The following is a 15074-nucleotide window of genomic DNA, read 5'->3' as shown; positions in this document are numbered from 1 at the left end:
CAAGGTTGTTGCCCGATGAACGTTATCCGCGGCGTGGCTCTCCGCGTGGACGCCGCACCAGATGACGCGGCTGCGCTGGCGCCCACGGTGGGGCCCAGCGTCGGGGTAGACGATGGACCCGCGGCAGGGTGGGCAACGGGCAGGATCGCCGCTGCAACGCCCGCGACGTCAGCCGTGGATGTCGCTGCGATGGCCGTGGCGGACGGCGTGACTGCAGTCGCGCCCAGCGGTGGACTGGTGGGCGCGGTGCGGCCGCGGATCGGTGCATGCGAACTGACGTTGAAGCGGAATGGGCCCCGCGACCAAGGCTCCCATACGTTGCCGGTAGGGTCGACGCGGTTGATCGGGTCGCCGCTGCAATAGGCATAGCGGTTAACGCCGCCGCGATCGAAGGGGCTGCTCGGATCTGGCGCGAAGAACCTCCGGCATGTAGGGCTGTAGGGACGCTCACCGAGCATGTGCCAGTCAGTCTCGCGTTCGATAACGCTTCCCGCGTACGCTGTGCGCGCCGATGTGCTACCGGCCGGCACGCCATAGGCACCGTAGCGCCGTGTCCCCGTGGGGTTCGATGCAGGTCGCTTCATGGCGTCTTCCTTACGTAAAGAGTGACGGTCTTGAGGTTCAGCGATTCAGCGACGACTTCGTCCGCAATGCCGAAGCAGAATCCGATGACGTGTACGCCGCGCCTGCTCAGGGCCTGCTGGAAATCGTCACGACTTAGCGCGGCGGTATCCACGATGTTGAGCCGTCTATGCCCGCCGGAAATGAGGTTTGAATAATTCGCGTGACGAGTAGCGACATTGAAACTTTCGGGCTCTGGATCGAGTCGCCGACCCGTCCACGGGTTCCAGTTTTGTCCGTCAATTTCCCCATGGGTGCCGGTATAAACCGTCAGCTCCGGAAACCCGATATCAAATAGCTCGCGGTATACCTTGGTGTAGCTGTGTAAATTGACCTTCGTATCGGCTGCCCAGACGACACTGCTTGGATTGTTCGGATGCACTATTCCGATCCAGCTCCTCTTGAGGTCGGGTTTGCCCGCACCGTTTAGCTTGCGTATGGAAGCTGGCGCGTCTTGCTCCACGATGTTCCGTCGCTGTTGCGGCGTTCCTGCAGGGTACGTCGACAGGCGCCCCGGTGGACGTCCGATGTAGTAGTAGCTGGCGCGAGGGTCGGTACCGAGGGATTGCGCGGAAGCCGCCTTGAGGAGCCCGAGCACGCTGTTATCGGGAAGTTTTTCGCCAACGGCGAGGGTCGCCGCGCCGACCGCCGCCACGTTCTCCACGATGCTCCGCACGCCGGTAGCCAGCGTGGTGACCGTCGACGGCGTGGACGCACCGGAAGCGATGCCTGCCGCTTCCACGCTCGAAGCACTTGCTGCCTGTCCGGCGGAACTGCTTTGTACGGGTACGTCACGGCGGAAGTGTCGACGCAGCCAGTCCATCCACGCACGCCCGGTGGGATCGATGCGACTGATCGGATCGCCGCCGCAATAGGCATAGCGGTTCAATCCACCGCGATCGAAAGGGCTGTTGGAATCGGGCGCGAGAAAGCGCCGGAGCTTCGGATCGTAAGGACGCTCGTCGAGCACGTACCAGCCGGTGGATGCTTCTTCCACTGCACCCGCGTAGCGTGTTCTTGCACGAGCCGACACGCGTGGCGCGGCACCATACGCAGCGTAGGCCCGGGGAATCATGTCGGCGGCCTCGATGAAGGCAGCACGTAGACGGTTAGCTGCCAGATATTCAGCGCCGCCATCACTTCCCTATCTGCCGCGCCGAAGCAACAGCCAATGATGTGAATGCCGCCCTGCGCCAGCGTTGCTCTGAATTCCTCCCTGTCCATCATCGCCATGTCGTAGACGTCCAGTTCGATGCCATGGTTATCCCGGGCCAGCTCACTTTCCGTATTGAGGTCGTGCAGGTAAAACTCTGACTCGCGCATTCTCCGACGGCGTGTTGTGCGACTCCAGTTTCGCTTGCCTTCCGGATCGCCGTGCGCACCCGTGAAAAGGTTGGCCCGCGTGACCCCGCGCGTGCTCAGCTCGCCAATCAATCTGCGCAGGTACGTCGCCACAATGGCGGTGTCCGATGCCCAGATGGTGCTCGCCGGATTCCTGCGGTGAGGAAGACCGATCCAGCCCTCGGTGACCCGCGTCGTACCGTAGCGGGTCTGTTCAATCATGTCGGGCGGAATGGCGTCTCCGACGACCTGGGTCACACGACGGCTCGTCCTCCCCGGGGCCTTCTCGTGCGAGATCGTGGGCATGCGTCCGAAGAACGGCTCGTCGTGCAGGGATCGTGTCGGCGGTGTCAATGCTGTGCTCGCCGAGGATGGCGAGCCCGGTGCGAGTTGTCCGAGGACGCCTTGGCTCGGTCGCGCAGACTGTACTCGCGATCCTGCGGCTACGCCGACGCTGGGCACGAGGTCGATGTTGGAAGCGGCAACCTGCGTACTCATGCCGGGCGTGGCGATGGACAAAGACAGGCTGGCACCGGTGGTGGCACCCAAGGAGGACTGCTGGCTGCCGCCGCGCATCCTGACGCGGTCCCCCGTGCCCCCGGCCCACCAGCGGATCGATACGCTCCCTGTCGGATCGACGCGGTTGATCGGATCGCCAACGCAATACGCGTAGCGGTTAAATCCGCCGCCGCCAAAGGGACTCGTTGGATCGGTGGCAAGAAAGCGGCGCTGCAAGGGGGCGTAAGGTCGTTCGCCGAGTAGATACCAACCGCTGTCGTGTTCGAGGACTTCGCCTGCGTAAGCGGTCCGCGCCAAATCGAGCGTTGGGCCTTCCCCATAAGCACCATAGGCACGTGGTGGGCCCGCTTGGTGCGAGGACGGGATGTTCATGCAGACTCCGCGCCGCTCGTCACATGCTCGCGCGTATCCGGCGAGCGTCGCTCGACGTGCCTTCGGGGAAGTTCAACGAGGCCAGCACCGACGTGTCGAGCAATCCGAATGTTTTAGAGGTCACGGCGACGCCGCTTTCGTTCAACCGCTGTCGTGTCTGCTCCTGCGTCAGGCGGTCTGTCTCCACGACGCTGACGTCTGTGCTGGCCGTTCTGCTCTGGCGCGCGAGATTGTGTGGATCGCTGCGCACGGGCGTTCGCGCACCGATAACGGCGCCGGCACGCTCGGGTTGTCGCCGGGCGCCGGGCGTGCCGGTGTAGACGGTGGCGCTGCGTGCGCCGCTATCGCTCACTCCCTGTACGGCGCTCCGGAGTTCGGGTGCCTGAAGCTGGCGGCCAAGGGAAACGATGGCGCGACCGCTTGTGCTCTTTGGCGTCGTAACGTTTCGCACGGCCCTCGTCGCGGCGGCTGTTGCAAGCATCGTAAGGTCGTCCACGATCCGTGTGGGCGAGCGAGCGGCGGTGATCGCACGTGCCGAAAACATCGATGCTGCGCCGGCGGATGACGCGGCTCGGGAGGAGGTCGCTTGCGCGGCTTTTCCGACGCCTCTTCCGAACTCGGCCCCTTGTTTGACGGCCGCAGTCATGGCCGCGCCCGAGACCAGTCCGGCTCCGAGAGACACCCAGCCGAAGATGCCATTGAGCTTCGCGTCCTGGGTGGCCATGGTAACTGTCGAGCCGATCGTGGCCGACAGCACGACGACATCGGCGACAGCGGCCACCGTGGTGGCGACGATGCCCGAGGTGGCCGCGGCGGCGGCGAGGGATCCGGCGGCGGCGATCGTACCCGCAAGAGCGCCTGCCGAAACCACCGTGCCCACCACGGCGAAGGTCAATGCAATGCCCACCATGAGCCAGTCGGTCCACGCCTCGCCGGTGGGATCAATGCGGTTGATGGGATCGCCGCTGCAATAGGCATAGCGATGCACGCCACCCTTGTCGAAAGGACTCGACGTATCCGGTGCCAGGAAACAGCGGAGCGTCGGACTGTACGGTCGGTTGCCGAGCAGATACCAGCCCGTATCCGGCTCCGCCACCTGGCCGGCAAAGGCGGATCGGGCGTGGGGCAGGGGAACGCCAGCCCCGTAGGCAGCGTAGGCGCGTGGCGGTACAGGGATGGCAGTGATCGTGTGCATCGTGTCTTCGTCCTTGTCGTCGATCAGTCCATGCCGGATTCGGTCACCACCGATCCCTGTGGGTCGGTGCCGAGTAGAAGCACTTCGCGAATGGATGCGGCAAGTCGCGTTTCGGCGACGACGCTGCCCTCTGCGCGTATGTAGCGACGCGCTTCCATTGCATCGGTTTCGAATGCAATCTCGCCGTCTTCGCGATAGCGATACGTCGCTCGTCCCGGCGTCTGTACCTGGCTGATCCGCCCGTCGGGGCCGTGTGTGTAGCGAATGACGGTGCGATCTGCCAAGGTCACCGACATCAGTCGGCCGGAGCCATCCCATTCGATGAGCCTGCCCTGGCCGTCGTCGACGAGGTTACCGTTCGCGTCGTACACGAGCGCAAGCGGTATGTCATGGCCAGGGTAACCTTCGAGGCTGTTGCTTACGCTGGCCAGCCGATCGATGTCGATTGCATCGTAGCCATAGGTAGTGACGTTCACTCGCCCATCGAGCAGTGTGGTCGTTACCGTCAGCAAGTTGTCGATGCAGTCGTGCACGAACTGTTGGCGCACGTAGGGGTGCTGCATTTCATCCTGCGGATATTCTCCCGCCTCTGCAGCGTCGATGACATGGTCGATGAGACGACCGCGATCGTCGTAGTCCATCGTTTCCTCGCGCAGCAGGGCACCGTCGTTGCGGTACCAGCGGCGACCGATCAGTTTGTCGTCGGCCCGCCAGCTCAGCGCAAGCCGATATCGCTCGGTGGAGGACGGCGCGACGTGTTCCCAGGACTGGACGAGCACGCGGCCCAGCGCGTCGTACTCCGTACTCTGGATCACCGCACGCCCATCGGCCGACGTCGCGGCACGGCGTTCAAGACGCGAGAATGCGTCGTATGCCAGTGTGATCGATACGTCCTCGTCTTCGACGCCGATCAGTCGACCTAGGCTGTCATAAGCGAACATTCGGCGGATGCCGTCTGCACCGGTTCGCTCCGTTTCCAGCCCGCCTGGCGTCACGACGACGTGACACTCGCGGGGCGTGGTGCCCGTCAGAGAGACGACCTGATCGGTCATGCGTCCCAGGTAGTCGAGGCCGATATCCATGCTGCCACCTGGCGTCTGGATGCGCTCGGGTAGCCCAGCCCGCTTGTTGTACGACGCCTCGGTGACGGCATAGGTCGTGGCGTGTCGCGCGTCGGTGAGCGTGGAACCAAGCAGCGCCTCTCGCAGGCGCAAGTCGTACTTCATTGCAATCTGGCTGCCGTCAGGCATCGTTTTCCTGGCGGCGCTGAGCTGGCCCGGAACGTAGTCATGCCGGGTTTGCAAGCTCCCCGCCTGCTCGATGGCCAGCCGACCGAGGCCATCCCACAGTCGGGTTCCCAATACCTGTTCGTCTGAGCTGCCCGGTGCGGTGACGGTCAATCGTGCGATCAGCTCGTCTTCGTGCCCCGGGGCGTAGTAGCGCGTCACGATCGTTCCGTCAGGAAGCACCGTACTCGTCAACCGGTCGTGTGCATCCCAGGCCTGTCGCGTTATTCGCTCGATGCGCGTGCCAGTGTGCGCCAGTGGAAACGATTCCATCGTGGCTATGCAACGACCCATACCGTCGTAGACCCAGCGCGTTGCGATGTGCGGTATACGCAGCCCGGTTTCGGACCACGTGCCCGCTTCGGCGCGTACCTGCCTGCCGGCGGCATCGAGATAGCTGGAACGCCAGCCTGTCCGCGCGCCGTCTGGCGTGATCTGCCATTGTTCTGTCCGCTTCAATACCTGCCCGGCCTCGGCATCGGCGACGAGCGTTACCGAGCTGATGGTCTGGCTGCCATCGGGTGCCGTCTCGGCCTTGCAACGTCCCCAGTCGTCATAGGCATAGAGGGTCTCGCGGCGCACCAGCGACTGGTCGGCAAGGCGATCGCTGTCCACTTGGCGAACGAGCTGACCGAACACGTCGTACGCCAGTTCGTTCACGGTCATCAGTGAGCCGTTCGGGAGCGGCTCGTCACGGCGCATGACCCGCCCTTGTTCGTCCATCCACACGCGGTGCGGAAGTCCGGTGATGCCGATGCGCTCGACCCAGCGTTCGCTCAACGTCAACTGGTACCGCCAACGGGTCTCGACCCGGTATTCGTCATTGTCGGGGTCGAGCACTTCGCTGACGCGCCGGCCCAGCGCGTCGTAGGTGTAGACGGCTCGGTTGCCCAATGCGTCCTGCGTGGCTCGCACCAAGCCACTCGGGCGATGGAGCGTCTCGCTCGTCCGGCTGACGATGCCGTCGTGCGTGGTGTGGATCGTGTGCGTGGTGACGGTGCGCTCTGCATCGTCTGACGTGTAGGTGAACTCGCGGGTCTCTGTGAGACCATCCTGTTCGCGCGTCTCGCGTTGAAGGCTGCCGTGCTGGGCACCATGGTCGACGATGAAAAACTGTTCGTTGTGTACGAGCGTCGCGATATTGCCGTCCACGACCTCCTCGCTCATTTCGTCGCACGCCTGAATGTAGTACGTGCGGTCGACCGTCCACGCCAAGGCGTTCTGCCTCACCGGGACGCGTACATATCGGTAGTGTGTGCGGCGGATCGGGCCGCCCTTCTCGCCGGGCTCCGTCGACTGGCTCTTCAGGCGCCGTACGAGGCCCAGCGGATCGGGCGGACAATGCTCCATGCCGTCGTCGTCGTTCTCGCCCTCGGCAGGGTAATACGTGGAACGCTCGGTGGTGTCGTTGGCGCTGTCGTAGAGCACCAAAACGTTACCCATGTCGTCGTATGTGCTCTGCACGTAGGTAGCCTGCTCTACCTCCGGCGACCCGGCTTCGTACAGACTGGTCGTAACCTTGTGGGGAAGCTGGAAGGTTGTCGGCTGCTGCTCGAAGGGCGTGCCCGGCTTAGCGCCGTAGGTGGTCACGATATCTTGCACTACCGAGCCGCGAACGGTGCGTTCACGCGTGATGAGGTGGTACTGATCGTAGTCGCGCGCGATGGTACACACCACCGATCCGTTGTCGAACTGTGTCTCCGTAGAGCCGTACTGATATGCGTCTGCGCCGATCAAGTGCAGCAGTTGGTCCTGGGCACTCTCCCAGTTGCGCACCGCCGGGTAACCGTAGAAATTGTGCTGGTTGTGGCGGTTATAGGTGTACGAGCTTTCCTGGATGACTTCCTGGTTGCTGGCACGGCGTCGCCTGCGCCTGCTGACCGCTGGCATGTATTCGCGCGGCGCACCGGTCGGCAGTCGCAGCGCCATCCGATCGTAATCGACGGTGTCGCGTATCCCATCGGGATAGACGACCGAGGCGAGCAGAGGCATGCCATCGAGGATTTCGTAGTCGAATTCCCAGACCACCTCGTCAGCCTCGATGGTGGGGAAGCTGTTCAAGGCGGCGATCGCCGGGACGACGATGCGTTTGAGCATGCCCTGCTGACGGATGAAGCGCACGGTCAGTTCGGCATGCCCCAGCGGAATGGTTACGCCGATGTCGCCCGGTAGTGCGTGGTCGATGGCGAGGACAAGCTCACCCTCATCGTCGGTAATGTGAGTCAGTGCATAAAGGCCGCTGGGTACGTAATCCCAATGCAATTGCAAGCTGTCGCCGCTGGCGTTGACGATGCGCCTGGGAATCAGAAAGTCGGGGCTGCCGCGTTTTGCCTCCAGGTGTTCGGTCACACCCGTGATGTGTTCCACCACGGCTTCCCGAAGAAGGCTGCCGATCATCGTCAGTGAGCAGCTTTCGAGCTTTCGGTCCGGGAAGCTTGCCCGCGCACCGGGGCGAAGGCCGCTCACCTTGTGAGTGTCGCCGCTCGAAAGGGTAAGCATCGACAACGCCGTGTCGAGCTCGGTGAGGCTCATGCGCCAGCCGGACCCGAAGCCCTCGTCGACGTCGCTGAGCGCACTGTAAGAGAGCCGGAACGGGAAACTGGGTCCTCGCAGACGGTTCCCTTCGCCAGAGGTGAGCTCGACATTGGCGCTGAACACGCCCGTGCGCGGATCGACGTTTGCACTGATGTGGCTGTAGAACTGAAACGCGGTCGAGTACATGTCCCCCTCTTGCAGAGGGTGCGGGACGTCCCTGTCCATCATGGCTTGGCCTTCCTGTTGATAAGTGGTGCTATCTGACGTCGAGCTCGTCCCGTGTGCCTTCGAGGAATACGATGCGGCAGGTCTGCGAACTGCCGTACGCGTCGATGAGGTTGACGGTCATCGGTCCGCGCGGCGGGTTGGCGTGGTCGGCGCGTGGAATGTCGATACGACCGCAAAGCAGAATCATTCCCTTGGTCGCCTCCGGTGACGACAGTGTCGGTAGCGGGCGGGATCCCTTCGGCACCTCGGGATTCCAGTGGACCTGCGACTCGCCTGGCGACGCGTAGCCCGTAAAACACGGATTGGATGTGACTGGCAGGTTGTTGATCCAGTGAATCATTCCCGCTGGAGCGCATGTCATCTGGCGTATGTTTACTAACTGGCCACCTGGTTCGGCGATCGACAACGTGACCATGTCGTCGAAGATCGGAGCGGCGGACTTTTTCGCCTTACTGCGAGTTGCGCTCGTGCCTGCGAGCGGCCGCCGGTCGAGACGAAAGCTCTCGGCGGTGTATTGGCGAGGGGGTTCGGAGGTCACCGTAAGCGACCCATTGTTGAAAGCCGCCGCGAAGTAGCGATCGCCGGTCGGCCTGGTGATCCATCCATTGGAACGCCACGTGGAGCCATCGTCGCCTTTGACGGCGAATGCGAGCGTCAGAGTATTGAGTTCTGCAGCAAGATCATCTGCGGAAACGTGGAACGTCAGCGTTTCACCCGGGCCCTGTCGCGCATCGGTTCCCGTGGCGAGAGGATGTGGCTCGTAGCCGCGGTGTCGGCGTTGCGCCGACCATCCCTTGTACGAGCTGGACGGGCCATCGTCGGTGAACGGCAGCATCGTGTCCTCTTCGTAGTAGTTGAACAGGCGGATATTCTGTCGCTCTTGCTCGGTGAGCTTGACGAGGACGCCATCGAGCTCAGCTTCTACGTACAACCGCACCGTGGCTTGCTGGCGGCCGTTCCGGTATAGCCGCGTCTGCTCGATGGAGGCATTCATGCGCTGGAGGAACCAGTCGCCGGCGCGAGGTTCAGGCGATATCGGCGCGTCTATCTCATCGCTTGGGTGGGCACGTGCGGCCGTGAGCCGGAGCTGATTGGCTTTCGTGCCGAACGTCAACGACAAAGCATGAGCGTTGCCGTACTCGTCGACGATGTGCAGCGCTGCATTGGTTTTGTCCGGCACTTGCTGGCCAGTCGCATTGAGAAACCTGACGCTGAGGTTGCCCATGATAAGGCCGACCACGACGCGTGTGCTGGCGGCACCCTCGATTCGGCCCGCGCATCGCTTGAACATATCCAGCGGAAAGTAGATGTTGTTTTGCCGACCCAAAGGTTTTGAAGCTTTGCGTGAAGGGTTGCCCGCGAAGTACTGTTCGACCTTGTTGAGCGGTGGCAAGGGCAAGTGTTCCGGCTGAGTGGCCCCGGGTTGGCCGTAGTAGCTGATACCCCATCTCGCGTCGTCGAAATAACCGCCTTGTTTATAGACGGCGAAGCCCGCCGAGCCAGTTGGCGTGGCACTGACCGACTTCAACGGGAGCAGGCGGCCATTGAACCGAACGTGTATGTGGTGCTCCTTCGCCCAGTAGAAATTTTCCCGGTTGCCGACGTCGAAAGGGAGAAGGGTGCCGTCGCTGGCAAATTCTCCGTATTCGCTGGCGGGAAGGGTGGGAAACGTGGCGGGCTGCAAGAGGACCGATGAGTTGAAAAGCTTATTGGGGCCGCCGGTGCCGTCGGTGTCGTCGAAGCCAAGGTGATTGGTGGATATATAGGCCGCTCCGCCGGGAAGGGGAATGCGAGCGGCAATCTGCAGTCGAGACGTCGCTTTCGTGGAGACGAACAACTGGATGGTCTGCGCGCCCTGGCGAGGTTCAACCGCCATTTGTGCAGTGGCATCGGGCACGTCGTCCTGCGCCTCGGCGATGATCGTCTCGTCCCAGACGTAGTCTCTTTGGTTTGAGGTGTACTGATACGCCTGATGGTTGGCGAGATCGTCGCTGCGCGGCAAAGGCTGATTGCTAATGTATTCGATCAGTTCGATCGTCCGCAGATCGGCCTCGCTCAATTGAACGGGGCTGTCGAATTCGTTCGCTGCGATGATCGATATCCTGATCGCGCATTGCTGCCGCGTATTGTTGAACAGCCTTGCGGTCGAATGTGACTCGCCTGCGAAGTCCTTATAGATCCTGAAGTAGATGAGCGACTTCCACGCCGCTTCCGTCTGATCTTTCGAATCCTTGCTGCTCATGTGACTTCCTTGTCGTTTCGGCGAGATGGTTGCCTGCGATTGGGCGCCGATCGCTCGGTCTTGCCCATAGGCTGCATGACGTAGGTGACGCTGTTTCGGCAGCGACGAGCTTTCGAAGATCCACGCCTTCCGCTATCGGCGCATCATCCGATCTGCGCGAAAGGTGCATCCGGAGATGCGGTACTATTCCCAGGGCGCTCGGCAGGGCAAAATATCGTCCCTGTGCAGCGACATCGCATGGCCCCGTAGCTCAGCTGGATAGAGCGTCCCCCTCCTAAGGGGAAGGTCGCCCGTTCGAATCGGGCCGGGGTCACCATCTGCCGCCGTTTTTCTGGAGTGTGTGGACCTCCGCCCCTGTCGGATTGCCCTCCGTTAGCACAGTAAGCACAGTTCTGGCTGCTCGGTTCCTCCAACACCTCATGCAAGCCGCCAGCGCCCGGCTTCGCTAGCATGGACGGACTTTTCTCGCCCGGAGCCCCGCCATGACCCGTACCTTCGACGCCATCATCGTGGGGGCTGGGCAGGCCGGGCCGGCCCTGGCGAACCGCCTCACGGGCGCGGGCAAGACGGTCGCGATCATCGAGCGGCACCTGGTCGGCGGCACCTGCGTCAACACCGGCTGCAAGCCCACCAAGACCTTGGTCGCAAGCGCCTACGCGGCCCGGCTGGCCCAGCGTGGCGCCGAATATGGGGTGCTCACTGGCCCGATCGCCATCGACATGCCGACGATCGCGGCGCGGGCGCGCAAGGTGATCCTCGACTCGCGCAAGGGCAACGAAGACTGGCTGGCCAGCATGCCGGGCCTCACGCTCGTTCGTGGCCACGCACGCTTTACCGCCCCGCGACGGCTTGAAGTGAACGGCGAGACGCTCGAAGCGGCTCAGGTGTTCCTCAACGTGGGCGGCCGTGCGCGCATTCCGGATTTTCCCGGGGTCGACGAGGTGGACTACCTCACCAACAGTACGATCATTCCGCTGGAATCCGTTCCCGAGCACCTCGTGGTAGTCGGCGGCAGCTACATCGGTCTGGAGTTTGCGCAGATGTACCGGCGCTTCGGCGCGAAGGTGACCGTCGTGGAGCAGGGACCACGGCTGATCCAGCGCGAAGACGAGGATGTCTCGGTCGAGGTGCGTACCTTCCTTGAAGCCGAGGGCATCGTCGTGCGTACCGACGCCTGCTGCATCCGTCTCGCACAGCACCCGGGTGGCGTCGCCGTTGGCGTCGATTGCAACGAGGGTGAGCCCGAAGTCGTCGGCACGCACGTGCTGCTTGCCGTAGGCAGGCAGCCGAACACGGATGACCTTGGTCTGGACAAGGCAGGCATCGCGGTAGATGAGCATGGTTACATCGTGGTGGACGATACGCTGGCGACCACGGCCGACGGGGTCTGGGCGATGGGCGACTGCAATGGCAAAGGTGCCTTCACGCATACCGCCTGGAACGATTACGAGATCGTGGCGGCGAACCTGCTCGACGGCGGCAAGCGCAAGGTCAGCGAGCGCATCCTTGGCTACGCGCTTTACGTCGATCCGCCGCTGGGACGCGTCGGCATGAGCGAAACGCAGGCACGCAAGAGTGGCCGCCCGTTGCTTGTGTCCAAGCGCCCCATGACGCGCGTGGGCCGTGCCGTGGAAAAAGGCGAAACCCACGGCTTCATGAAGATCGTGGCGGATGCGGAAACCAGGAAGATTCTCGGTGCAGCCATCCTCGGCACCGGTGGCGACGAGGCCATCCACGGCATCCTCGACATGATGAACGCCGATGCCTCTCTCGACACCTTGCAGTGGGCGGTGCCCATCCATCCCACGGTGTCGGAGCTCATCCCCACCGTGGTCGGCGACCTCAAGCCGGCCTAGGGAGCATCCCTAGACGTCGCGCATCACCATCAGCCGCGTCTCGGTCATGTCCTCGATGGCATAGCGCACGCCTTCGCGGCCGATGCCGGAGGACTTCGCGCCGCCGTAGGGCATGTTGTCCACGCGGAAGCTCGGAACGTCGTTGACGATGACGCCGCCCTGTTCGAGTTCGTCCCATGCACGCATCGCGTGGCTGAGGTTGTTGGTGAACACGCCGGCCTGCAGGCCGAAATCGGAGTCGTTGACGATGGCGATCGCTTCGTCGAACGTCATGAAGCGTTCGAGCAGTGCCACCGGACCGAAGGCTTCCTTACGCTGCAGCGTCGCGTTGCGCGGTACGTTGTCGAGCAGGGTAGCTTCGAGCATTGAGCCCTTGCGCCCGCCGCCGCAAAGAACGCGTGCGCCGGCCTTCTTCGCCTCGGCGATCCAGCCTTCGAGCCGCTCCGCCGCGGCCTCGTCGATCATCGGGCCGAGAAAGGTGGATTTCTTCTTTGGATCGCCCGCCTTCAAGGTCTTCACCTTCGCCACGAGCTTGCGCCGCAGGGCATCGTAGAGATCGTCGTGAACGAGGATGCGCTGCACGCTGATGCAGCTCTGTCCGGACTGGTAGAACGCGCCGAAGACGAGACGATCCACGACTGCGTCGAGGCGGTCTTCCTGGTCCTCGTCGACAATGCAGGCGGCATTGCCGCCGAGTTCCAGCGTGACTTTCTTTTGGCCTGCGCGCGCTTTCAGATCCCAACCGATGAGGCCACCCGTGAACGACAGCAATTTCAGTCGTGGATCGGTCACCAGCGGTTCCGCGTGCTTACCGTCCAGCGGCAGGATCGAGAACGCTCCCACAGGTAGATTCGTCTCGGCGAGGATCTCGCCAATGATCAGCGCGCCCAGCGGCGTGCGTTCCGAGGGTTTCAACACAAAGGGACATCCCGCTGCGATGGCGGGTGCGACCTTGTGCGCCACGAGGTTGAGCGGGAAATTGAACGGTGTGATGAAGGCCACCGGTCCCAGCGGAACGCGGCGCGTATAGCCGTGGTATCCGGCAGATCGCTGCGAGATCTCGAGGTTGATCGTTTCGCCGTTGATGCGCACGGCTTCCTCGGCGGCGATCTTGAACGTCTCGATCAGGCGCGTCACTTCGCCGACCGAATCGTTGATCGGTTTGCCCGCTTCCACGCAGAGCGCGTAGGCCAGCTCGTCGCGGCGTTGTGCGAAGCGCTTGATGCAATGTTCGAGTACGGCCTGCCGTTCGTACGGTCGGAATCGCTTCATCGGACCGGCAGCCGCGTGAGCTGCCGCGATGGCCTGCTCCAGTGCGGCACTGTCCGGCAGGGCGACGCGTGATGCAACCTGGCCGGTGTACTTGTCGACGACGTCGAGCTTCTTCTTGCCGGCCTTTACGGGCCGGTTGGCGAGGTAGTACGGGTAGCTTTTGGCGAGCATGGCGTTCTCGGTACGGCAAGCAAGAGACGAAGCATGAGGGTCCAGACGTTCACTCGCCGTATACGTACGCCAGCCGAGCTAGTCTTCCCGGCGAACCGCGATCTCGCCGTTGCCCAGCATGATCCGTAGACGATCGCCGATGGCAACGTCCGTCGAGCGACGCACCACGGCGTTGCGCTCGTCGAAGACGATGGCGTAACCACGTTCGAGGGTGGCGAGAGGGCTCACCGCGTGCAGTGTGCGCGCTTGTTCCGAAAGGCGCAGCCGGTCGCGCTCTACGCGGCGCGACATCGCCACGACCATGCGCTGGCGCAGGTCGGCGATGCGAATCCGCGACGGCGTGAGCCTCAGCTTCGGGTGCTGCGCGGCGAGGCGGGCCTGCAGTCGTTCGAGGCGGGCGCGTCGCAGGTGATTCGCTTGAGCGACACTTGCATAGATGCGGCGGCGCAGGCCTTCCAGGCGCTGTGCGTCGCGCGCGAGGCGGGCTTGTGGGCGTTGCGCGTTGAGCCGGGCCTGCCAATGGTCGGCGCGCTGCGCGGCAGCCTGCAGTCGCCGCGTGGTCAGTGTCGCCATGCGCTGGCGCAGGCGATCCAGTTGCCGGACAAGATCGGCACCATCGGGAACCAGGAGTTCGGCGGCTGCGGACGGCGTTGCCGCGCGGAGATCGGCCACGAAATCGGCGATGGTGAAATCCACCTCATGGCCCACCGCCGAAACGACCGGGACGGCGCTGGCGTGGATCGCACGCGCCACACTCTCGTCATTGAAGGCCCAGAGGTCTTCCAGCGAACCGCCGCCACGCGTAACGAGCAAGACGTCGTAGCGACCGCTGGCGGATGCCCGGCGCAGCATCGACGCGATAGCGGGAGGTGCGTCCCGTCCCTGCACCGGTACGGGCAGCACGTCGACCTCTGCGAGGCCGAGACGGCGACCAAGCACGCTAAGTACGTCGCGGATGGCCGCGCCCGAGGCGGAGGTGACGACACCGATGCGCCGCGGAAACCGGGGCAGGGTGCGCTTGCGCTCGGGAGCGAAAAGGCCTTCCGCACCGAGCCGGGCCTTCAGCTGCTCGAATTCGCGCTGTAACGCACCTTCGCCGGCCGGCTCCATATGGTCGGCCACGAGCTGGAATTCGCCGCGTGCTTCGTAGAGCCCGACCTTCGCCCGCATCAGTACGTGCATGCCATCCGTAGGGCGGAAGCGCAGGCGCGACGCTGCCATGCGGAACATGGCGCAGCGCACCTGCGCGTTGGCGTCCTTCAAGGTGAAGTAAACGTGGCCCGAGGCGGGCCGGGCCACGTTGGACAACTCGCCCTCGATCCAGACACCCATGGGCAGGGCGTCTTCCAGCAGATCGCGCACCAACCGGTTCAATCCGGAGGGCGTGAAAATCTCGGGAGGGGCGCGGTCGTCTAGGTCGGACATGGACCGCCGAG

8 protein-coding genes, 1 tRNA gene and 1 pseudogene are annotated in these 15074 nt (G+C 63.5%); 2 read left to right on the top strand and 8 right to left on the bottom strand.

The window, feature by feature from the left end:
• Window positions 1–332: 332 nt before the first annotated feature.
• The 6 genes and pseudogenes from IM816_RS18885 to IM816_RS12485 form a co-directional block, all read right to left on the bottom strand.
• Window positions 333–584 (bottom strand): annotated as a pseudogene (locus IM816_RS18885) (RHS repeat-associated core domain-containing protein); the annotation flags it as partial.
• Window positions 581–1696 carry an RHS repeat-associated core domain-containing protein gene (locus tag IM816_RS12505; protein WP_250338334.1) on the bottom strand — a complete coding sequence of 372 codons (1116 nt, stop codon included), beginning with the start codon at window positions 1694–1696 and terminating at the stop codon, window positions 581–583. The pseudogene IM816_RS18885 and the gene IM816_RS12505, both read right to left, overlap by 4 nt.
• Window positions 1693–2853, bottom strand: a complete 1161-nt coding sequence (locus IM816_RS12500; protein WP_250338333.1) for an RHS repeat-associated core domain-containing protein — start codon at window positions 2851–2853, stop codon at window positions 1693–1695. Before IM816_RS12500 ends, IM816_RS12505 begins: the two co-directional genes overlap by 4 nt.
• A gap of 19 nt (window positions 2854–2872) precedes the next feature.
• Complete coding sequence (locus IM816_RS12495; RefSeq protein WP_250338332.1) at window positions 2873–4048, bottom strand: RHS repeat-associated core domain-containing protein; 1176 nt, start codon at window positions 4046–4048, stop codon at window positions 2873–2875.
• 23 nt (window positions 4049–4071) lie between these two features.
• Entirely contained in the window at window positions 4072–8055 is a 3984-nt protein-coding gene (locus tag IM816_RS12490; RefSeq protein ID WP_250338331.1) for an RHS repeat domain-containing protein, read from the bottom strand.
• 70 nt (window positions 8056–8125) lie between these two features.
• Window positions 8126–10339 (bottom strand): hypothetical protein, encoded by a 2214-nt coding sequence (locus IM816_RS12485; protein WP_250338330.1) that lies wholly within the window; start codon window positions 10337–10339, stop codon window positions 8126–8128.
• 239 nt (window positions 10340–10578) lie between these two features.
• On the opposite strand from IM816_RS12485, the gene IM816_RS12480 reads away from it, so the two are divergent.
• Together IM816_RS12480 and IM816_RS12475 are read left to right on the top strand one after the other, a co-directional pair.
• Window positions 10579–10655: transfer RNA gene (locus tag IM816_RS12480), tRNA-Arg, on the top strand.
• A 166-nt stretch (window positions 10656–10821) separates the two neighbouring features.
• Entirely contained in the window at window positions 10822–12195 is a 1374-nt protein-coding gene (locus IM816_RS12475) for an FAD-containing oxidoreductase (RefSeq protein ID WP_250338329.1), read from the top strand.
• Between the two features lie 9 nt (window positions 12196–12204).
• Here IM816_RS12475 and IM816_RS12470 read toward each other — a convergent pair whose 3' ends face one another.
• Entirely contained in the window at window positions 12205–13638 is a 1434-nt protein-coding gene (locus IM816_RS12470) for an aldehyde dehydrogenase family protein (RefSeq protein ID WP_250338328.1), read from the bottom strand.
• Between the two features lie 78 nt (window positions 13639–13716).
• Complete coding sequence (gene xseA / locus IM816_RS12465; protein WP_250338327.1) at window positions 13717–15063, bottom strand: exodeoxyribonuclease VII large subunit; 1347 nt, start codon at window positions 15061–15063, stop codon at window positions 13717–13719.
• Window positions 15064–15074: the final 11 nt, after the last annotated feature.

This window comes from Luteibacter flocculans (genome assembly GCF_023612255.1).
Taxonomy (GTDB): domain Bacteria; phylum Pseudomonadota; class Gammaproteobacteria; order Xanthomonadales; family Rhodanobacteraceae; genus Luteibacter; species Luteibacter flocculans.
Note: the sequence above shows the minus strand (reverse complement) of the source record. Positions and strands in the feature narration are given on the sequence as shown.